16 protein-coding genes are annotated in these 20,129 nt (G+C 63.1%); 7 read left to right on the top strand and 9 right to left on the bottom strand.

Going from position 1 to position 20,129, the window contains the following annotated elements; all coding sequences use genetic code 11:
- Positions 1 to 158: 158 nt before the first annotated feature.
- Positions 159 to 1,361 (top strand): hypothetical protein, encoded by a 1,203-nt coding sequence (locus MKK52_RS12555; RefSeq protein WP_313898752.1) that lies wholly within the window; start codon positions 159 to 161, stop codon positions 1,359 to 1,361.
- Positions 1,345 to 2,607, top strand: a complete 1,263-nt coding sequence (locus MKK52_RS12550; protein WP_243954195.1) for a DNA cytosine methyltransferase — start codon at positions 1,345 to 1,347, stop codon at positions 2,605 to 2,607. Before MKK52_RS12555 ends, MKK52_RS12550 begins: the two co-directional genes overlap by 17 nt.
- On the opposite strand, the gene MKK52_RS12545 is transcribed toward MKK52_RS12550, so the two are convergent.
- From MKK52_RS12545 to MKK52_RS12515, 7 genes are all read right to left on the bottom strand, one after another.
- Positions 2,594 to 2,992: a very short patch repair endonuclease gene (locus tag MKK52_RS12545; protein WP_243954194.1), complete on the bottom strand. Its 399-nt coding sequence runs from the start codon at positions 2,990 to 2,992 to the stop codon at positions 2,594 to 2,596. The genes MKK52_RS12550 and MKK52_RS12545 overlap by 14 nt on opposite strands.
- A 26-nt stretch (positions 2,993 to 3,018) precedes the next feature.
- Positions 3,019 to 3,975 carry a Shedu anti-phage system protein SduA domain-containing protein gene (locus MKK52_RS12540; protein WP_243954193.1) on the bottom strand — a complete coding sequence of 319 codons (957 nt, stop codon included), beginning with the start codon at positions 3,973 to 3,975 and terminating at the stop codon, positions 3,019 to 3,021.
- Between the two features lie 217 nt (positions 3,976 to 4,192).
- A complete protein-coding gene (gene rnhA / locus MKK52_RS12535) occupies positions 4,193 to 4,660 on the bottom strand; it encodes a ribonuclease HI (protein ID WP_243954192.1) in 468 nt (155 codons plus the stop codon).
- Positions 4,661 to 4,746: 86 nt separating this feature from the next.
- Positions 4,747 to 5,139 carry a hypothetical protein gene (locus MKK52_RS12530; RefSeq protein WP_243954191.1) on the bottom strand — a complete coding sequence of 131 codons (393 nt, stop codon included), beginning with the start codon at positions 5,137 to 5,139 and terminating at the stop codon, positions 4,747 to 4,749.
- 86 nt (positions 5,140 to 5,225) lie between these two features.
- The gene (locus MKK52_RS12525) at positions 5,226 to 7,817 is read right to left on the bottom strand and encodes a hypothetical protein (protein ID WP_243954190.1); all 2,592 of its coding nucleotides are present in this window, start codon (positions 7,815 to 7,817) and stop codon (positions 5,226 to 5,228) included.
- 269 nt (positions 7,818 to 8,086) lie between these two features.
- Positions 8,087 to 9,370, bottom strand: a complete 1,284-nt coding sequence (locus MKK52_RS12520) for a hypothetical protein (protein ID WP_243954189.1) — start codon at positions 9,368 to 9,370, stop codon at positions 8,087 to 8,089.
- 459 nt (positions 9,371 to 9,829) lie between these two features.
- Complete coding sequence (locus MKK52_RS12515; RefSeq protein WP_243954188.1) at positions 9,830 to 10,462, bottom strand: recombinase family protein; 633 nt, start codon at positions 10,460 to 10,462, stop codon at positions 9,830 to 9,832.
- A gap of 196 nt (positions 10,463 to 10,658) precedes the next feature.
- Here MKK52_RS12515 and MKK52_RS12510 point away from each other — a divergent pair, with 196 nt between their 5' ends.
- Positions 10,659 to 11,378 (top strand): TIR domain-containing protein, encoded by a 720-nt coding sequence (locus tag MKK52_RS12510; protein WP_243954187.1) that lies wholly within the window; start codon positions 10,659 to 10,661, stop codon positions 11,376 to 11,378.
- A 167-nt stretch (positions 11,379 to 11,545) separates the two neighbouring features.
- Here the strand turns inward: MKK52_RS12510 and MKK52_RS12505 are convergent, their stop codons facing one another.
- A complete protein-coding gene (locus MKK52_RS12505; RefSeq protein ID WP_243954186.1) occupies positions 11,546 to 11,824 on the bottom strand; it encodes a hypothetical protein in 279 nt (92 codons plus the stop codon).
- Between the two features lie 596 nt (positions 11,825 to 12,420).
- A complete protein-coding gene (locus MKK52_RS12500) occupies positions 12,421 to 13,836 on the bottom strand; it encodes a tyrosine-type recombinase/integrase (protein ID WP_243954185.1) in 1,416 nt (471 codons plus the stop codon).
- A gap of 698 nt (positions 13,837 to 14,534) precedes the next feature.
- Here MKK52_RS12500 and oxlT point away from each other — a divergent pair.
- From oxlT to MKK52_RS12480, 4 genes are all read left to right on the top strand, one after another.
- A complete protein-coding gene (gene oxlT / locus MKK52_RS12495) occupies positions 14,535 to 15,851 on the top strand; it encodes an oxalate/formate MFS antiporter (RefSeq protein WP_243954184.1) in 1,317 nt (438 codons plus the stop codon).
- Between the two features lie 98 nt (positions 15,852 to 15,949).
- A complete protein-coding gene (locus MKK52_RS12490) occupies positions 15,950 to 16,132 on the top strand; it encodes a hypothetical protein (RefSeq protein ID WP_243954183.1) in 183 nt (60 codons plus the stop codon).
- Between the two features lie 128 nt (positions 16,133 to 16,260).
- A complete protein-coding gene (locus MKK52_RS12485) occupies positions 16,261 to 17,964 on the top strand; it encodes a porin (RefSeq protein WP_409564663.1) in 1,704 nt (567 codons plus the stop codon).
- 217 nt (positions 17,965 to 18,181) lie between these two features.
- A complete protein-coding gene (locus tag MKK52_RS12480; RefSeq protein ID WP_279597806.1) occupies positions 18,182 to 20,119 on the top strand; it encodes a PAS domain-containing methyl-accepting chemotaxis protein in 1,938 nt (645 codons plus the stop codon).
- Positions 20,120 to 20,129 lie beyond the last annotated feature (10 nt).

Raw genomic sequence — 20,129 nt, 5'->3', positions numbered from 1 at the left:
CAGCATCTTGGGCATCGACAGGATCAATGTGTCCCCCAGTCGATCCCCCGATGTGTCCCCCACGGAGTGCCTAAAATGCGTGGTTAGGCTTCTCGCGCCCTAGCACTTGGTTGCTGGGCACGTGATGATTGCCTCACGTTAGGATCGGGGTGAGCCGGATGATTGGCGGCTTTCGCGAGTACGGGGTGAGCGCAGCAGCGCGCCAGCCACTCATCGACTTCATGCTGACAGCTCTCGAAGGAGCGGGCTGTACCATCCTGTTCAAGTCGGATGCCAGCAAGGCTCCCTTCGTCATCACATTCGAGACGAGCGCGGGCGAGCGGATGGGCGTCGTCGCCTACGCCTTCAGAGCGAAGCGGACGCCGACACGCAACCGGCCTGTGGATGAGCGGAGCTTCCAGCTCAAGTACGGCAGCCTGGAGGAGTACCGCGACGCGAACACCCACACGCTGTGGCAGGACCCAACCGGCCTCTACACCACGCTGCTCGTCGGCATCGACCCGGAGGAGGGCTTCTTCGTTGGGGTCGATCCTGAGATGCACAACCCGACCAAGTTCTTCATCCGGCTTGAGTTCAAGGATCGCCACGCAGAGGAGATCAAGGCACGCTCGTGGTTCGCATGGGAGCGTGACCACAGAGGAGCCAAGGCCCTTGAGCAGCCCGCCGAGGTGCTGGTTGGCGGCACGGGGGAGAGCTTCCTCCGCTACGTCCAGTTCGAGCGTGCCGCCCAAGGGCTCGACCAGGGCAACCGCCAGCTTCTGGCAGAACGGCCCGAGAGGTTCTCGGCCCCGATCTCGACGGGCGAAGAGACGGAGGCTCGAGAGGCTGCGACGGTAGCCGAACACCCCCTCCTTCGTGAGCTGGAGCTGACGTCTGACGAGGTTCTGGAGGTTATCGCCGGAGCCAAGCGGCTGAAGATGGCTGTGCGAGGCTGGGTCGCAGAGGATCACCTCCGTAGGACCCTCATGAAGGTCGAAGGGGTGACGGAGTGCGAAAGGCTGGAGGGGGATGGCAACCCTGACATCCGGCTCCGCTACCGAGATCGCCTACCCCTGTTGATTGAGTGCAAGAACGTGCTTCGGGTCCGCAACAAGGCGGGTGAGCCTCGGGTCGACTTCCAGCGCACACGCGCCTCCAAGTCCGACCCCTGCTCGCGCTACTATGCACCCACTGAGTTCAACGTGGTGGCCGCTTGCCTACATGCGGTCACGGAGGCTTGGGAGTTTCGATACGCCCTGACCACCGCGCTCCCACAGCACCAGAGGTGCGTGGGTAAGATCGCGAGTAACGTGGCAGTAGGGGAAGGGTGGTCTAGCAATCCTGCGGCGGTGTTCGAGGCGGTGCATGGCACGGCGGGCTAAGAAGGTCGGACCACTCACAGCCATCAGCCTGTTCACGGGCGCTGGCGGTCTCGACTACGGCTTCGAGGCCGCAGGCTTCCGCACGGCTGTCGCGCTGGAGCTGGACCGGCGCTGCTGCGAGACCCTCCGACACAACCGCCCGTCCTGGCCCATCATCCAGGGCGATGCGGCTGCTGTGACAACCGACGAGCTGCTAGATGCTGCCGGGCTGCAAGTCGGTGAGGCTGACGTGCTCATCGGTGGGCCGCCCTGCCAGCCGTTCTCCAAGTCTGGGTTCTGGGCAACGGGCAGGACACAGCGGCTCGACGACCCTCGTGCAACCACGCTGGAGAGCTACCTCCGGGTGCTCGCAGAAGCGCAGCCCAAGGCGTTCCTCCTTGAGAACGTCGAGGGGCTTGGCTTCCGTGGGAAGGACGAGGGGCTCCAACTCATCCACTCGCGGCTGGCGGCCATCAACTCCGAGTTCGGCACCGCGTACAAGGCCACCATCGGAACCCTGAACGCCGCAGACTATGGCGTGCCGCAGCTTCGTAGGCGGATGTTCGTCCTCGGTTCTCGCGACGGAAAGCCGTTCGAGTTCCCGCAGCCCACCCATCTGCAACCCGTCGTGGGGGACTGGACGCAGAACGCGCCGAGCCATCTGACCGCGTGGGATGCGCTACACGATCTCTCCGAGCCAACCTCTCTCGACGTCCAGGCCACAGGTAAGTGGAGCGGCCTGCTCCCGACTATACCCGAGGGCAACAACTACCTCTGGCACACTGACCGTGGTGGCGGGCAGCCGCTCTTCGGCTGGCGTAGGCGCTACTGGTCCTTCCTACTCAAGCTCGCGAAGGATCAGCCCTCCTGGACGATCCAGGCGCAACCTGGGCCGGCAACAGGTCCGTTCCATTGGAACAACAGGCGTCTGACGATGCGCGAGATGGCGCGCCTTCAGACCTTCCCCGACAACGTGGACGTCACAGGCAGCCTTGCCGATGCACAGCGGCAACTCGGCAACGCCGTTCCCTCGCTCCTTGCAGAGGTTCTTGCGCGAGCGGTCGCATCACAGCTTCTGGGCATGGCCTCCAGGGTCGAGGAGCCGGTGCTTGCCGTCCATCAAGCTCTCGCACCGCCGCCGCCCCCCATCCCGCCAGCCAAGGTCCCTCGGGCCTTCATGGCTCTCAGGGGCACCCACGAGGCGCATCCTGGCACCGGCAAGGGCTTGCGGGCAGCGGTCCGCTCAGGGGCGCTCACGGCGGTCTGAGGAACGATAGGAGTTGCTCGCGTAGCGCGACGGGATCGGCCAGCTCACATTCCCAGAGCACGAGAGACTGCCACCCCATCGCAGCCAAGTCCGCCCGTGCGCGAGCATCACGAGCGACGTTGCGGGTGAGCTTCGGCACCCAGTAGTCGGCGCGTGTTCGGGGTAACTTCCCTGCCCGACAGGTGTGCTGATGCCAGAAGCAGCCATGCACGAAGATGGCCTTGCGATGCCGTGGGAAGGCGAGATCAGGTGTCCCAGGAAGGTCGCGTCTGTAGAGCCGGAAGCGAAACCCAAGTGCGTGTGCCATGCGACGCACGAGAAGCTCGGGCTTCGTGTCCTTCTTGCGGATGCTCCGCATGATGCGAGCACGCGCAGCTTCGTCCATCGTGGGCCGGCTCAGGATCGTACCTCTCACCTACCAGCAGCGGGCACCAGACGCTGCAGGTAGCTCACGACCTGCCCGGCGATCTGAGAGAGCTGGTCGAACGTCAGCACCTCGATGCGGTGAAGGTGGCCGTTGAACCGACGCAGAGCTTGGCGCTGCCCATCATCGATGTCCCTGCCCACGATGATCTTGGCTCGCACCTTGTGCGTGTCCTCGCCATCAAGGGCCTGGATACGAAGCCGGTCAGCGTCAAGCTCCTCGATGTACCGCTGGACCTGCCCGACCACGAATGCCAGCTCTGGACCCGCATAGTAGACGCGCCGCTCCTCGTTGAACCTGAAGAGCCTGCGGTCAGGGATGGGCGTCTTGATCTCAACGATCTCGATGAACTTATCGGCTGTTCTCCGCAGCACGAAGTCCTGCTGCGATCCGCGAACGAGGTTCCGATCTTGCAGAAGCTCGCTGTACTCACTACCGAACATCCAGGGGTGCTCGGCAAGCAGCTCCTGGAAGTCCTGCTCGCGCGTTGACGTCTCGATCAGGTACCTCAACTCTCCAAGGGCGCTCTTGTAGCGTGCGAGGTTCAGCGTCGCGGCAGCCTCAGCGAACAAGGCTGGGTTCCTCTCCGCCTGATCCAGCAGGTTCGTCAACAGCTCTGGCGCTTCGGTTGCTTGCCGAAGGAGATCGACCAGAAGCCCGGCCCTACCATTGGCCGACAGAGAACCAAGAACGGCCTCAACGCCCCCGGCATCCTGATTGCCAATAGGTAGCATCAGGTAGCGACCATCCGCACTTGGCATGGCTCCATCGCACGATGCCGCGATGAAGCTCAGTGCGCTCCGCATCTCGTGTTCGGTTTCCAGGGTGAAGGACTTAGCGTCTTCTCGCTTCCACTCCCCCTTGAGCTTGTGCTTCGTCCTGAAGCCTACGCTAGTGCCCTTCAGCTCTCCGGTGTTGCGGCTAACAATCTTGTAGCGGACCATCTCACGCTTCGAGCGTGGGCCCTCGCTAAGGACCAAGCTGTCTACTTGGGCAAGATCTGGAACCCGAGTTGAGTTGGGGATCGTGGACCGGATCGCAATCGGACGGTCTTCACTCCCCATAGCAAGCTCCCTGAAGCCTTGGTCAGAAGTAGTGGCCTACTGCCATGTAGGGTGCCATGAGGTTGCATCCAGATGGAATGGCAGATGATTATTGATCTCAGGCGCTCAGCGCTTCATCGCTTGCGATCTTGTCGGCGCGCTCGTTCAATGGATGCCCGGCGTGCCCCTTCACCCACGTCCAAGACACGGCCTCATGCTGCGCTACAGCTAATTCCAGAGCTTGCCATAGCTCGACGTTCAGCACTGGCTTCCCCGCCGATGTCCTCCAGCCCTTAGCCTTCCATCCCGGCATCCACTCCGTAATGCCCTTGATGACGTACTGGCTGTCTCCGATCATGCTCACGGTGGCACCCGGTCGGAGGGCGTTCAGCCCCGCGATGGCCGCAGACAGCTCCATCTTGTTGTTCGTGGTCTCCGGGTCCCGGCCCCTCACGATCTTCTCCCGGCCGGTGATCTCGTTGACCAAAAAGGCTCCGTAGCCTCCCGGTCCTGGGTTCCCGATACAGGCCCCATCGAAGGCAATGGTGATGTGCCTCACGGGCTCGGTGGTGGTCTCGTCTGTCATTGTGTTCAGTCCTGAAACAAAAAGGAGGAGCCCCTTGCGAGGCCCCTCCTGTGATGATGCTTGGTTTTATGTGGCGCTTAGATCGCCTACGATCCCGCTTCGGTTTTGAGCCTCCTCGGCCGCTTCGGTCTTTGAGCTTCGCGCGCGCGTTTCAACTCAGCCTTATGAGCTGTCCATTCCGCTGCGTTACGCTTCGACCGGGGCATCGCGTCCTGACACTTCTCGATGAAGTCCTTTAGCTCGGCTTTGGTCTCTGGCGACAAGCCGTCCATGCCGGCAAGTCCCATTCGCACCTGTGCCTGAACGTTGCGGAAGCGGCTGAGACGGTAGCTCTCCAAAGCCCACAACACGCGGTCTGCCTCATCCCGGTGGAGAGCCCTCTTATGCTGCAACACCTTAAGGTGGCTCTCCAAGGCTTCGCCCACGGCGTTCAGCACACTGTCTGGGACCGCGATCATTGTCACAGGTGCTGTAGTCATCGTGTCCCCCGTGCCTCCGCATGTGGCGGACCAAGCGCGACAATAGGACAACCATGCTGGGCTTCAACATGGCGCCATGCAGTCGCTTACCGCTTGCTGTCTTTCAGTACGATGGACGGCTTGAAGGGGTTCGGAAGCGGCTCCCTCGGCGGCACGGGCTTACGCTGTGAGGCCGCGTGGTCATCGATCTGCCGGACGAACTCCGCGTTCTGCCGGGCCTTCTCGGCGCTGGGCTTACCCTGCTCCTCAATGTTCCGATTAATCGTAGCGACCTCCTCGGGGGAGTAACCTCCACCGCTGACCGGCCCGATGCCCACAGAGGTGCCCGGCACGATGAACAGGGGCTTCAGACGGTCGGCGCTCTGACGGATGGCCCGCAGCTCGGCCTTCTGTCTGTCCTGAGCAGAAAGGTCCTGAAGCATGTCTGCCGTCAGGAACCGGGCGTCCTTGTCCTGCCCATTCTTCCACTCGATGGGCATGGGTTCGAGAGCAGGGTATCCATGGCGCTTGTTGAACAGCTGGAATGTCCCGTCAGGCATACTCATGACGGTAAGGTCACGGGCTGACTGAGCATCGAACTTGCCCGGCCCGTACTGCTTCACGAGGTCGGTGATGTACCGTTCGGTCAGCTTCTCGAAGTCGGCTGGAAGGCGCTTGTCGTTGGTGTTGACGGCCCACCCGTTCACGATGGCGTAGTGAGACCGTATACTTTTCACCGAACGCTCGACCGCATTGTCAGGCGTCATGTGGTACGCCTGAACGAGATAACTCGCCCGTCGTTCGATCTCAGCGTTTAGACTGCCGAGGTTCTCAGGGACCTCGCCACCGAACCACCCCTTGATACGGTCAACCCAAGATGCCCCTGCCATCTTATCGATGGCCTCAGTCACCTTCTTGACGGTCACAGCCTCCCTCTTGTCGTCTCGGTTGGCGTAGTACTGCAATGCACCCCGAAGCTGCTCGGTTGGGTTGCCATCTGCGACCATGGCAGTCTCGAAGATGGATCGAGCCCGCTCATCAGCAACTAGGGTGAGCAAGTTGGGCGCCTTCGCTGCGATGAGCTTATACCGCTCGAAAGCTTGAAGGGCTCCCTGGGGCATCTCCTTACTGGCCTGCTGAGAAGCTGTCGTGAGCTGGTTTGCCCCGTCATTGATCTCTTGTTTCCAAGCCTTCGGCACGATGCTGTTGAGGGAGTAGGTCGCCAGTTCCTGACCCATCCGCCACTGCTTGGCTTGATCCGGGGTGAGCTTCTTCTCGTTGACCTGCTGATTCTCCGCAAAGTCGAGCTGCTTCCCGTAGGCCTCCATCACCGCTTCGCGCTGGGCATCTACGGTGAACTTTTCGGTCGCGTTGTGGTCGTCGGAGAGGAAGAAGTCCTTGGTCGGCACCTCACGATCCTGGGGTGACAGGAAGTCACCACCTTCCAGACGCTGAAGGTTCTGGGCTGTGATGTTGGTCTTGAACCCCTGAGCTTTCTCCTGGGCTTCGTCTCCCTCGCGCTTCAGGGACAGCTTCTTCAGGCTCTCAGCACGCTTTAGCTTCAGAGCCTGCACCTGGGCTGGGGAGTAAGTGAAATTGTTTTTGGTGTTCCACTCGTCCAGCTGCTGATCCGTGAACGACGTGGGGTTGTACTCAGCATTGTATGAGAAGCGTGTCTTCTCGTCAGTCAGGTAGCGGTCATTCAACTCGCTCCGCTTCTTAGCGAACTCGGCAAGCTTCCCTTGGTACGCCTCACCCATACCCTGAGGGGCATCGATAAGTCGCCTCTCGACACCATCCTCACCCTTACGGGGAGCGGTGAGCACCGTGTTGACCGCATTGAAGATCTTGTCGCGCTGCTCAGGGCGCGAGTCCATGTCGTTCAGGAGCGGCGTGAGGCCGTTCAGGATGTACTGCTGCTGCTCCTTGTAGGGCAGCTTCGAGATGTCCTTGTTGTTCCTGACGAAGTTCGAGACATCGTTGACAAGGCTCTCCTGGCTTTGGTCGGTGTTGACCGCTTGCCGGATGATGGACGCCATACCGTCCTGGGTCGTCTGCTGTTGCCCGTACTGGGCAATCTCAGCCTTCTTCTTCAGGACCGACTGGAGGAGGCTGTTCTTCGAGCCCGCCATCTGCTCCATGTAGGAGGATGCGTAGCCCTTGTTCGTTCCGAACTGAAGAGTGCGCTTGGCGACGTACTCGTCATACTCCTTGTTGAAGTCACCGTTCTGGAAGTCGAACTCGGTGTTGAGGTGGTTGACCCACCACGCGGTATCGGCATCACCCTGAGACCTCGCCTGAAGCTGACCACCGTACTGGGCGTTCACCTGCTTCTGGAAGAGTGGGTTGGTCTTGATGATCTGATCCACCTCCTCCGGGGACTTGCCCGCGAAGGCTACCGCTACGGCGTCCTTATCGACCTCCTTGGCGTTCTTCTTCGCGTTCTTATCCTGCACCGCTGAGAAGTGCTGAAGGCCGCTGTTGAGGCTGGAGAGGCCACTGATGAGGTTCTCCAGATCGTGGTTGATCGGGGCCTGGGCAGGGCGCGCGTAGGTGTCCACTGGCGAAGCTGCGGGGCGCAGCTCGGTCGGGCGAACCACATCGAGCCCGTCCGCCAGCTTCATGCTGTCGCGAAGGCGGGTCTGCCCGGTGGCGTTGATAGGGTCTTGACTGGATGAAAGGCCTACGATGTTGGCCATGGGTATTCCTATGATGATCGAAGTGAATGGGAGGAACGAGAGCAGTTCGCCCTTGCCTGGAAGGCAGCTGTTCGAGATTAAGCCGTTGGGAGGCGGGTGAGCGGCAGTGCTTAGATTGGCCATGAGATGTCGGGAGTTTGATCTCTTAGCCGTCAGCGGCCCGCGCTGTGGCCGCAAAGGGCCATCTGATAAGCGCTCAGATTGTTGGGCTGTTGAGCCGAGGCGGAAGGCCATCCTTATGGCCCTCCTATAGGGAGGTTCGGTGACAGTTACTGAACGAGTGCAGAGGGGATGCACTCAGCGGTGACAGGGATGGTGTGAGAGGTGATCTGACGAGATACCACCTCCATCATGGTCCTTACCTCAGTCATCCGGGGGGCAGGGGCCATCAGACCATCATGGAGACCTAGGCCAGGGACACCCCTGAACTTCATCTCCTTCAGCACCTCCATCAGGATGGTGCTCTCCGTCATCATCAGCTCATGGCCCATACCCATCCCGAAGCAGGGGATCAGATCAGGGTGGTGGTCTGTAATGAGGTCTCTGACACGGGGCATGGTCAGCCCCCTGGGCATCTCGTGGTCTGAGCGGTCCACTTTGGGCCATCGCTTACGCTCGTACTCATCGAACATAAGGCAGTTGACGATGAGCTTGGTTGCCCTGCGGTACCCTATGAGGCCCGGTATGGCATACAGGTCATCAGGCGGGGGCTCCTTCCCGATCAAAGCGTAGGCCAGCCTCACGAACATCGAGGAGTAGTCGAGGATGCAGACAGGCTCCCCCTCAATCCTGATGTTCCCTCGTCTGGTCTTCGGCAGGTTCGACCACCAACCTCCGAACATTCGTCCACCACGGTCGAAGGTGGCATCCGTGGCCCCCGGTTTCAGCGTGAAGTAGCGTCGCTGCTGCCGCTGGTGGAGGTCTACCATCCCAAGGTTATCGTCCATGAAGTCGAGGTCAGCACCGACAAGGAAGCTGTTCAGGCTTTCCATGTCGCTTCTGAAGGCGTGGGTCATGGTGGTCTCGGGATAGTCCACCAACTCACGAGTAGGGCCCTGGGCGGAAGCATCGTCCTTCTGAGAGAGAATGACCGGCTCCCCGATGCCTCTGGCGATCCCCGAGAGATTGATTCCAATGCCTGACACCTTGGCCTTGAGCATCGAGGTTGGAGCGATGGCCGAAGCCTCACCCATCCCCGGTGAGGGACTGAAGGTGAGCCATCCGATGGAGGCGAAGGAGGTGAGAAGGTTCCCGAAGGTATCCCCGAACGCGGGGTGATCGTAACGGCTTCGGGGGCGCTGCATGTGGCCCGTCATGACCGCAAGGTGGCCAGTGTCGGACGGCATCAGGACCGTGTGAGCGAGGTTCATGGCTACCGCCTCCACCATGATGCGGTGCCTACGGTCGTCCTCCGGCTTGCGCTTGCGCTTGCGGGAGCCCTCTTCGTACTGGCCGACGATGTTGAGGGCTGCATCCACCAGCCGTTGCGCCTCTGGTGATCCCGCCGTCAGCCACTTGTCGAACCATCGGTGGCGTAGGGCATGGGTATTCATCGCGCGCCTCTCGGCACACGGGTCGGTGGTTCTGGCATGGTGAGTTCCTAGAGGGTGAGGTGGTGCCCGAAGGCGGGCGGGAAGGGCGCGGGGAGGGTCTCGAAGGGGACCGATTACCGATACACCCCGACTGAGACGGGAGCGCACTTCCCTAGTGGTAGCCCTAACTGGCTCGGAAGGTAGATCGTCTTGCTTCGTCAGGGAGTTGGTCGGTCCTGATCGGTATACCTTGGGTAAGCCGGAAACTCGGCCTTCTCCCTAGAGGGGTAAAGAATTGGCCTTCAGGGCAAATTGCCATGACAGATGAGTGGCTTGCTCGATCCTAAATGAGAGACCAATCACTCGCCTTCAATCGTGCATGTAGTCCAAGCAGGCAGCGCGAGGAGCCAAGGCCGCGACTTGGGCCAGAGCCTTCTGCTCGCCCTCGTAGCGTTCGGCCCAGCGCCCGGCAGGGTGGTCTCAGGCCCACCGCGCTAAAGCTGCCTCTGCCTCCGCTGGCTTGTCCCGGATGCGATAGACCGTCTGTCGGCTCAGGCCCGTCGCTGAGGCCACCACTGTCACCCCCTGGCCCTGCGCCAAGCCATCCCGCACGGCATCGAACTGTTCCCGCGTGAAGCTGGGCTTGCGGCCGAGATAAGCGTCATCCCGCCCCTTGGCGTGCTCGATGCCGGCCTTCTGTGCCTCCTTGGTGGCTTCCGCCTGGGCCTGCGCCGAGGCCGCCATGAAGCCGATGAGGGCATCCCTTACGGCTTGCTGCATCGGGTCCTTGGTGGCCCCGTCGAAAGTGAGCCCGTTGATGACCGTGCGGACTATGACACCAAGGCGCATCAGGTCCCGTATGGTCTCCGTCACGTCCGCGTAGTTGCGGCCCAAGCGGTCCACCCAGCGGACCACGAGCACATCCCCGCGCCTCAGCATGTCGAACAGGCGGCGGCCCTGCGGTCTCTCGCGGAGGGCGGTGGTGAGACCGGACACTCCCTCGTCAGCGACCACCTCGTCTATCTCGAAGCCTGCTGCCTCGGCCTGCTTGCGCTGGTGGGCGAGGGTCTGTTCGGCCGTTGAGACACGGGCGTAGAGGATGGTGCGGGACATGGCGATCCGTCCGAAAGGGCGATGTCCGATAGATCGAATGTCCGTATGACAAAGTCAACCCTTACGGACGCGCTTAAGGACATGCCCGGTGCCGTCCGTTGCGGTATACCCCTGCGGACAGCCCGCATGGACTGCCAAAGCGTCTGCTCTAAGTCACTGCCTCAGTCTTCCTGAACGATCCGAGGATGATTCCGTAATGGATAAGTGGTTCGATGGTATCGAGCAGCTACAGGCATTAGTGGACAGGGCTGGCGTAAAGGGTAGCTGGGAACAGAAAGGAACAACTTGGCGATTCAGCGGCATTAGAAGACAGGTCCTAAATTACTTCACCACCACGAACAAACTTCAGTTCCAGGGTCAGGAGATTGACGCCTTCAAGACAGCACTCGTTGGGGCAGCTGGCGAGAAGGTAGCTGAACCTGTCATTGCGCCGCCGCTTAGAGTCGAACAGGCGAAAATCTTCGTTGTCCACGGGCATGACACTCAGGCAAGGGAGCAGTTGGAACTCTGTCTGATGAAGCTCGGGCTTCAGCCATTCATACTCATGAACGCGCCCGGCGGAGGCAAGACCATAATCGAGGCCTTAGAGCATCGCATCTACGAGGACTCGGCCTTCGGTATCGTCCTCATGACGCCCGACGACTACGGTTACAGCAAGGCAAAGAATGATGCGGATCGTCAGCCGCGAGCCAGACAGAACGTCATCCTAGAGGCTGGAATGATCATGGCCGCGCTCGGCCGTCCTAAGTTGGTCGTGCTTAAGAAGGGTGCGCTGGAAATGCCGTCCGACCTGGATGGGTTGCTGAGACTGGAGTTCAACGATCACGTCAAAGAGGTCGTCCCGAAGTTGGCGCAGAGCATGATTGATGCGGGCATCCCCATCGATCCCGCAAGGATTGCTCATGCCTCCTCCTAGCGTATTCGGTTGGGGCCTTAAGGCTGCGTTCCCCGGCGCTCGTCCGTGCACTGTCGCTGGTGCCCCCCAGCGCTATGCCGGGTGGGGTCGTTGCTCTGCGATTTAAGGGAGGCCTACGGGGGACATTGGCCAGCTCGAATTGGTCGATGCCCCCTCGAATTTTTTCATCAGGCGCGATGGTCAGAAAACTCCTTCCGATGCGAAGCCTCTACGATCTTTACGAGAAGGTCGAGGTAACGTGCCGCAAGGAAGCGGGGGTCCATCGCAACCTTCTCTTCGTACAGCTTCTGCAATTTTGGCCCGGGTTCCCGGTCGGACGCTTTGACTGCTTCTAACACAAGCTCCAAGTCGGCTGCGAGGCCGCTCTCGTCTGCGCCTGTATGCTCGCACTCAAGGTCGAATTTCAGACCGGCGATGACGGTCGGGTTTGTAATGTCAGACATCATTGTCTCCTCAGTTGCTGAAGGGGTGGCACAAGTTAGCGCCCGAGCGCCTATGCTCTAGAGGGGCATCAAATCGATGCGCCCCTGAATCACCATGGAAGGGCCGCCAAGGCCTGTGACGTCAGAGACGTAGTGGTGTAGCTCAACTAGCGGCCGTGCCTCTGGAGGGCCTCTCAGCGCATTTAGGCGGCACTAGTCGGGATAGGGTCGCGACAGGGAGAGAACACCATTTGAGCGGTGCCGACTTCCAGGGTCAGCGTTCCATCATCCATAACTCGCCACCCAAGCGGGCGCGGATCATCGGCATTGGTGACGGTCTCGAACCACAGTTCCCCAATGCCAGGGATGGACAGAAACAGCGTCCCGCCACCTACCTCGAACTCACCACGACCGAACCGGAAAGAAAGCATCGCCGCATCCCAAGACTATGTAACGCCTACGTCTTTGCGTCAGCGGATGCAGTCTTGGTGTGGCAATCAACTTTGGTCAAGAGATAGGTGAGCGCTCATTCATAATTTTACGTACCCATGGGTGAGTAACAACTCGCGGGAATGCCAACTAAGTTATTGAGGATAAGCACTCATACGCGTGGGGGTAATCTACTCACCCTGGTGTATAGTCTCACCAGAATTTATTTTTGGGAGTACTACGGCCTCAACACAAGCCCGCATCGCTTCCATTGATGTGGTCCCGGCATACCGGCCCATCGTCATGCCAAGGGGAAGAGCGATGCCGTCCAGGGTGCCATCCTCAGCCTTGTGGCCCACTACGTTCGCGATGGTCCAAGCCGTGAAACCCTTGGCTCCTCGTTCCAATCCCTCAACGGCCTTGCGGACGAACCAGCGTCTCCATGAGTGGAAGTCCACGTTGGACTGCCGCTGGGTCAGGGATGCACGTTCATCGACGCCGAGACGCCTCCGCTCCCGCGTGAAGGCTTGGCTGACAGGTGCAGAGCGGTCGCGCTTCGATCCCTCCCGCTGCTCCTCTAGGTCCTCGAACAGGAACTCATCAGGGGCCTTACCGGTGCTCCTGCTGGCGATCAGTTCCGATAGGGCAGGGTGGGCTGGAATGGTCCGAAGCCCGCTGGGGGTCTTTGCGTCAGTGACCTTGAGGCATCCGTTCGCACAGTCACCCACCCGCAGGCCGGCCACTTCCTCCAGCCGAAGACCACTTAAGGCGCTCATCATCGAGAACTCTCGTTCTCTTCGGGACCGGATGCCGGCCAGCAGACGGCGCACCTCTTCGTCGGTGAATGGCCTCTTCCTCGCGGAGGCAGCTTCACGGCGCAGCTTGGGCTTCTCCAGGGACTGGCCTGTCCACGGGTTCTCCTTGGTCCCGTGGCGCTTGCCCAGCCACTTCCAGTAAGACCGGAGGCACGACAAGTCCTTGTTCGCGGTGTTCACGTCTACCCGTTCGCTCACGAACTGGTCGTGGATGTACCGACCGGCCATCCGTTGAGTGATCGCCTCCACCGACTTAGGGATGCGAGTTCGTCCGCACCACGCCTCCAGTCGGGCAAGGGCGCGGCGAATGTCCTCCTTGTAGCCGATGGACAGGTCCTTCTCTGCGAACCAGCGATCCACCAGGGAGGTAAGCGGTGTGCTGATGCCCAGAGCCACAGCCGCGAAACGCTCGGCCTCTTCGGCGCCATGCTGGTGCTCGATGAACTCAACAGTCGCCTGGAAGGCATCATCCTCAGGATCGGAGCCGTCTGCCTCTGCCCCGGCATCGTCAGTGCGGAGCTGACCTGCTTCCCGCAGCCGTTTGACTTCCAAGGCCTGATCAGTGAGCGAGGCCCGTACAACTGTCGCCTTCGTGCCCTGGAGGGACGAGCGGAGGCGCCTGATCACGTCCACCTTCTCACGCTCGGCTTCGAGCACATCGGTGGTGTTTAGGGTCTCCTTGAGCTTCGTCTTGCCCACCTTCGCAACCATCGAAGGAGGGACACGGACGACCACACGGATGCGGTTGCCGTGCCATTCGAGGTGAGTGCCGAGCTTCTTTAGAGAGGGCATGACGGAAGGGGTTCGACGGAAGGTGTGTCCCCCACGATGTCCCCCGATGTGTCCCCCAGCGCAAGCCCAAAAAGCATTGTGATGTCAGTGCTTCAACGGGTTAGTGCACGCTGGGCGGATGGTCCCGCTCCCTCCGCCAGCGCTCGATTTTAAGCCCGAAAAATCGTCTGCCCGAGCAGAGTGTCGGCCTCCCGCGCCGGACCTTCGGACGTTGCTTCAGGCTCGTCTGAAGCAGGCAATATTATCCATTGCATTCCCGGGTGGCGGCTAAGTTTGAACCCGTAGGTGGTTCGGCAGATCCTTCTGCTGCTCATCCCTCGATCTGTGACGTTCCCCACATCGTCGAATGCTGATTTGGCGACCCCCGCGGGAACCTCGCCGGTCTTTTGCATCGCAAAAACGAATTGTTGCGACATGCGCTTGACGCTGATCTGTCATGCGATATCGTTGGTATACCACATACAAGAACCCACCGGTGAGTCTGTCGTCGTATGGGGTCTGTCGTCCGCCGTGTTTCGGACGGAGTGAAGACTTGTGCACTCGCTCGATGCTGCTTCGGCCGGCGGTATCGATGCGCTCTATGCTTGTGATTACGTCAAACTCGCATCGCACACGCTGATACCATTCGTCAGAATCATCAAAAAACAGAATCGAACGCTGCGGACTGCGCTCCAGTCACTCAGCAGGGAGGTTATCCGATGCCACAACCAACTGAGGCAGTCCCCCAACGGGTCAGCGACGGGTTCCGCTGGATGCAGCTGGTCCTCGGCGTCGTCTGCATGGTCATGATCGCCAACCTGCAGTACGGCTGGACCTTCTTCGTCCCCGAGATCCAGAAGACGTTCGGCTTCGACCGCGCCGCGATCCAGTGGGCCTTCACCCTGTTCGTGCTGTTCGAGACCTGGCTCGTGCCGGTCGAGGGCTGGTTCGTGGACAAGTACGGCCCTAAGGTCGTGGTCCTGTTCGGCGGCGCCCTCTGCGGCATCGGCTGGGTCATCAATGCCTATGCCGGGACGCTCGGGATGTTCTATCTCGGCCAGATCGTCGCCGGCATCGGCGCGGGCGCGGTCTACGGGACCTGCGTCGGCAATGCGCTGAAATGGTTTCCCGACAAGCGCGGCCTCGCCTCGGGTATCACCGCCGCGGGCTTCGGCGCCGGCTCTGCCCTGACCGTCGCCCCGATCCAGTGGATGATCGCCGACAAGGGCTTCCAGGCCGCGTTCTTCTCCTTCGGCATCGGCCAGGGCCTGATCGTGGCCGCGCTGGCCTTCTTCCTGCTCTCCCCGAAGAGCGGGCAGGTCCCGGAGGCGGCGACCAACACCGCAATCATCCAGACGCGGCGCAACTACACGCCGAGCGAAGTCGTCCGCCAGCCGATCTTCTGGCTCATGTACTTCATGTTCGTCATCGTGGGTGCCGGCGGCCTGATGATCACCGCCAACCTGAAGCCGATCGCCGCCGACATCCACGTCGACAAGGTGCCGGTGACGCTGTTCGGCGTGACCATGGTGGCGATCACCTTCGCCGCCACGATCGACCGCGTGCTCAACGGCCTGACGCGGCCGTTCTTCGGCTGGGTCTCGGACCGGATCGGGCGCGAGAACACGATGTTCATCGCCTTCGCGATGGAAGGGTTCGGCATCTACATGCTCTACCTCTGGGGCAGCGATCCCCTGTGGTTCGTGCTCCTGTCGGGCTTTGTGTTCTTCGCCTGGGGCGAGATCTACTCGCTGTTCCCCTCGACCTGCACTGACACGTTCGGCTCGAAGTTCGCCGCCACGAATGCCGGCCTGCTCTACACGGCCAAGGGGACGGCCGCCCTGCTGGTGCCGTTCGCCAACTACCTGCAGCAGAGCTCCGGCAACTGGGACGGCGTGTTCCTGGCGGCGGCCGGGGCCAACATCCTCGCCTCGGTCCTGGCGATCGCGGTGCTCAAGCCCTGGCGCAAGCGCGTCGTGGCGGAGGCGCAGCTCCCCGCCCCGATCACCCCCCTGAACCGGGTCGCGACGGCCTGATCCGAGGGGCTCACCCCTGGCAGCATCGCGGAAAGGGCCCGGACCGGCGTCCGGGCCCTTTTCGTCGCCATGTTTCCCGTTCGAGGGAGGACCGACCCATGCTGGCGTCCGTCCAGATCACCGACTTGCTGGGGCTCGGCTGCCTGATCCTCGCCCTCGCGGTGGCCGGCCTCGCGGGCGTCGGCGTGGGGAGGCGCCTGACCGAGGATTCGAGCGAGTATCTCGCGGGCGGAGCGCTGCTCATCGCGATCCTCGGCCTCGTCTTCGTGCTCGCCGAATAGGGAGCGCGTCCGGCGAGGTGCCATCGCGCTCTTGCGGGTCGTCCCCACCGCCGGGGGACGGCCCCAAACCGGGATTGTTCCCGCGCCGCGACACGTCCTGCTGACGAGGACGAGATGCGGATGGTGGAATGGCGGACAAAAGGCGTGGGCGTGGCGTGGGACGTCCGGGGCACCGGGCAGGGCGGGGAACCAGGGGCCTTCTGGCGGGTGCGGCGGGGTTGCTGAGCCTGCCCGCGCACGCGGCGGAACTACCCGACCGGCGGGGCGCACCGGCCTTCGAAAGTGTGCGGATCTGCTCGACCTACGGAGTTGCCTTCTTCTCCATTCCCGGCACAGAGACCTGCCTGCGCCTCTCGGGCCGGGCGCGCTTCGAATACGCCTACCAGCCCTCCTTCAGCCGCAGCGGCAACAATGCCGGCGCCACGCCGGGGGATTACAGCGGCTACCAATCCCGCGCGCGGATCAACCTCGATGCCCGGACCCAGACGGGCTACGGCGCCCTGCGCTCCTTCCTGCGCCTCGATACCGGGAGCCGCACCGGCTTCGCCACCATGCATGCCGGGGCGCTGAACCGGATCGGCGGAGCCTTCCCCGGCACCGGCGTCGATCAGTTCGGGCGGGTCCAGCAGCAATTCACCGTCGACAAGGCCTTCGTGCAGTTCGCCGGGGTCACCGCCGGCCGCGCCTCGTCGTTCTTCGACTTCTACGCGCACGATTTCGAGTTCATCGTCGCCACGATGGGCTCCGACATCCCCTCGACCAACCTCGCCGCCTACACGGCGACGCTGGGCCAGGGCCTGTCCGCGACGCTCTCGGTGGAGGATCCCTCCTTCCGCCATACGCCGGTCTATTCGGCCCAGAACGCGGTGCCCCGGTCGGTGGTCGATTCCGGGGCCCAGGTCTTCGGGCCGGCGAACCCGGTCACGCCGGTCTTCGTCGGGTTCGACGCCGCCGGCCGCCCGACCGGCCTCGGCTTCGTGGACACGGTCCAGCGCAACCGCATGCCCGACGTGGTCGGCGTGCTGCGCTACGACCAACCCTGGGGCTCGGCGCAGATCTCGGGCGCCCTGCACGAGGTCAATCACGGCCAGATGGACAGCTTTGCCTTCACGGGCACGAATCTCGGCTCGCCCGTCACGCTCGGGAACAACCAGGCGCCGCGCGGCCCGGCCTCGGCCCTCGGCTTCGCGGTGCAGGGCGGCCTGAAGGTCAACCTGCCCCTCATCGCGGCCGGCGATACCCTCTACCTGCAGGCCGCTTACGGGGAGGGCGCCGCGCTGCATACGGGGCTGCCGGCCTATAACGGGCCCTGGGCGCAGGCGGCCACGGCGATCCAGGGGGCGGCCTTCTCGCAGTTCTTCAACGACGGCGTGATCAACCCCTTCACCAACCGTCTGGAACTGACGTCGAGCATCTCCTTCACCGCCGCGATGCTGCATTACTGGACGCCCTCGGTGCGCTCGGCCCTCTTCGGCTCCTATGGCGCCATGACCTTCGCCCGGGGCGCCCGCGAGGCGCAGGGCGCGTTCTTCAGCCTCACCAACACGGGGCCGGGCACCCCCGGCACCCGGTTCTTCGACCTGAGCCAGGTGCTGCGCGACAGCTACCGCTTCGTCGTCGGCGCCAACCTGATCTGGTCGCCGGTCAAGGAGTTCGATATCGGGCTCGAGGCGATCTACACCCGCTACGGGCCGCAGAAGGGCCGCATCCTCGACCTCGGCCGGTTCCCCAACCAGAACCCGGCCTTCGTCAACAACGCCGCCAACCCGGTGGCGACCGCCAACCAGGTCGATGCGGTCCAGGTGCGGGCGCGGGTGCAGCGGGACTTCTAGGGCCGGCGCCGTTAACGTCGTTTTCCGATATGACAAGTCCCCGCTCGCGACCTATTGCTGACCTGAGTTATATTGCGTCAACATCGCGCAGCACAGGCGATGATGAAAATAGCGCCGGTGATGATCGTTTAACGTCCAACCTCTACAACTCCCTGATAAGAGTTGTGGTGGTGGGGACGTTCGGGTGCGCCTCTTCGAAACAGACCTTCGCGCCCTGATGGCGGCGCTCGACAGGTCGCGGGCCCGGATCGAGTTCACGCCCGACGGGACCATCCAGACCGCCAACGCCAACTTCCTCGGCCTGATGGGCTACACCCTGGCGGAGGTGGTGGGCCGTCACCACAGCCTGTTCGTGCCTCCGGCCGAGCACGCGAGCGAGAGCTACCGCGCCTTCTGGGACGAACTGCGCCGGGGCGCGTCGCAGACGCGCGAGTTCCGGCGCATCACCAAGGACGGGCGGGCGGTCTGGATCCAGGCGACCTACACCCCCGTGCTCGACAGGGCCGGGCGGGTCGTCCGCGTGGTCAAGTTCGCCTCCGACGTCACGGATCAGGTTCTGCGCGCCATCGACCACGACGGCCAGCTCGACGCCCTGCACCGCTCCCAGGCGGTCATCGAGTTCGCCCTCGACGGCACGATCCTGACCGCCAACGCCAACTTCCTCGCCGCGGTCGGCTACCGGCTCGATGAGATCCAGGGGCGTCACCACAGCCTGTTCGTGGATCCCGCCGAGCAGGCGGGCGCGGCGTATCGCGGCTTCTGGGACCGCCTCGGCCGGGGCGAGTTCGCCTCCGGCGAGTTCCGGCGCATCGCCAAGGGCCGGCGTGAGATCTGGATCCAGGCGACCTACAACCCGATCTGCGACCGCGACGGGGTGCCGATGAAGGTGGTGAAGTTCGCCACCGACATCACCGAACAGAAGCTGCGCACCGCCGACGCCACCGGCCAGCTCGCCGCCGTGCACCGCTCCCAGGCGGTGATCGAGTTCGCCCCCGACGCCACGGTGCTCGACGCCAACGCCAACTTCCTCGGGACGGTCGGCTACACGATCGAGGAGGTGCGGGGCCGCGCGCACGCGATGTTCGTGGAGCCCGGCTACGCGCAATCCACCGATTACGCCGCCTTCTGGGACCGGCTGCGCGGGGGCGCCTTCGCCGCCGGCCTGTTCCAGCGCGTCGGCAAGGGCGGCAGCGCGATCTGGATCCAGGCGAGCTACAACCCGATCTTCGATCCGGCCGGGCGGCTGACCAAGATCGTGAAATACGCCACCGACGTCACCGCCAACATGGCGGCGCGCTCGACGGCCATCGACGCGGCCGAGGGGACCCTGGCGCATGTCCAGGCCATCACCGGCGCGGCCGAGCACATGAACGTCGCCGCGCACGCCATCTCGGACAGCATGGCCCGGTCGAAGGAGGTCGTGGACGACATCCAGGGCCGGGCGGGCGAGGCCGACCGGGCGACCGAGCGGCTCACGGCGGCGGCGGGCGCGATGGGCGACGTCGCGACGATGATCGCGGGCATCGCCCAGCAGATCAACCTGCTGGCGCTGAACGCCACCATCGAGGCGGCGCGGGCGGGCGAGGCTGGCCGGGGCTTCGCCGTCGTCGCCACCGAGGTGAAGGCCCTGGCGGGGCAGGCCGCCGCCGCCACCGCCCGGATCGGCGGCGAGGTGGTGGGGATGCAGGCGGTCTCGGCCGAGGTGGCGGCGACGCTGGCCTCGATCACCGCCGCGATCGGCACGATCAGCGCCCATGTCGACGGGGTGAAGACCTCGATGGACGACCAGTCGCGCGCCACGGGGAACATCCTCGCCAGCATGCGGCAGGCGGCGGAGGGCGTCTCCACCATCGGCACCAGCCTGGACGATTGGACGGAGGGCATGGAGGAGCGCCGCTCGGAGCGCCGCACCCGCGTCCTCCTGCCGGCCCATATCCACGCGGCGGGGCAGGAGCCGCTCGCCTGCTCGATCCGCGACCTGACCCAGGGCGGCGCCCGGCTGCACGTGCCCGCGCACGGGCGGGTGCCCGAGCGGTTCGACCTCGTCATCGACACGGATGGGCGCCGGTTCGCCTGCGCGACGCGGCACCGCGCGGCCTCGACGGTGAACGTGCAGTTCCTCGATCCGGCGCGGACGATCGCCGCGGCCGCGTGACCCCGGCCGC

This window comes from Methylobacterium sp. J-067 (assembly GCF_022829465.1).
GTDB classification, from domain to species: Bacteria; Pseudomonadota; Alphaproteobacteria; order Rhizobiales; family Beijerinckiaceae; genus Methylobacterium; species Methylobacterium litchii.
This window is presented reverse-complemented; position numbering and strand designations above follow the sequence as displayed.

What these genes read in the sequence shown, in the direction of transcription:
- MKK52_RS12555 (WP_313898752.1), top strand. Translation starts at nt 159, where the DNA reads ATGATTGGCGGCTTTCGCGAGTACGGGGTGAGCGCAGCAGCGCGCCAG.
- MKK52_RS12550 (WP_243954195.1), top strand. Translation starts at nt 1,345, where the DNA reads ATGGCACGGCGGGCTAAGAAGGTCGGACCACTCACAGCCATCAGCCTG.
- MKK52_RS12545 (WP_243954194.1), bottom strand. Translation starts at nt 2,992, where the DNA reads ATGGACGAAGCTGCGCGTGCTCGCATCATGCGGAGCATCCGCAAGAAG.
- MKK52_RS12540 (WP_243954193.1), bottom strand. Translation starts at nt 3,975, where the DNA reads ATGGTCCGCTACAAGATTGTTAGCCGCAACACCGGAGAGCTGAAGGGC.
- rnhA (WP_243954192.1), bottom strand. Translation starts at nt 4,660, where the DNA reads ATGACAGACGAGACCACCACCGAGCCCGTGAGGCACATCACCATTGCC.
- MKK52_RS12530 (WP_243954191.1), bottom strand. Translation starts at nt 5,139, where the DNA reads ATGACTACAGCACCTGTGACAATGATCGCGGTCCCAGACAGTGTGCTG.
- MKK52_RS12525 (WP_243954190.1), bottom strand. Translation starts at nt 7,817, where the DNA reads ATGGCCAACATCGTAGGCCTTTCATCCAGTCAAGACCCTATCAACGCC.
- MKK52_RS12520 (WP_243954189.1), bottom strand. Translation starts at nt 9,370, where the DNA reads ATGAATACCCATGCCCTACGCCACCGATGGTTCGACAAGTGGCTGACG.
- MKK52_RS12515 (WP_243954188.1), bottom strand. Translation starts at nt 10,462, where the DNA reads ATGTCCCGCACCATCCTCTACGCCCGTGTCTCAACGGCCGAACAGACC.
- MKK52_RS12510 (WP_243954187.1), top strand. Translation starts at nt 10,659, where the DNA reads ATGGATAAGTGGTTCGATGGTATCGAGCAGCTACAGGCATTAGTGGAC.
- MKK52_RS12505 (WP_243954186.1), bottom strand. Translation starts at nt 11,824, where the DNA reads ATGATGTCTGACATTACAAACCCGACCGTCATCGCCGGTCTGAAATTC.
- MKK52_RS12500 (WP_243954185.1), bottom strand. Translation starts at nt 13,836, where the DNA reads ATGCCCTCTCTAAAGAAGCTCGGCACTCACCTCGAATGGCACGGCAAC.
- oxlT (WP_243954184.1), top strand. Translation starts at nt 14,535, where the DNA reads ATGCCACAACCAACTGAGGCAGTCCCCCAACGGGTCAGCGACGGGTTC.
- MKK52_RS12490 (WP_243954183.1), top strand. Translation starts at nt 15,950, where the DNA reads ATGCTGGCGTCCGTCCAGATCACCGACTTGCTGGGGCTCGGCTGCCTG.
- MKK52_RS12485 (WP_409564663.1), top strand. Translation starts at nt 16,261, where the DNA reads ATGGCGGACAAAAGGCGTGGGCGTGGCGTGGGACGTCCGGGGCACCGG.
- MKK52_RS12480 (WP_279597806.1), top strand. Translation starts at nt 18,182, where the DNA reads ATGGCGGCGCTCGACAGGTCGCGGGCCCGGATCGAGTTCACGCCCGAC.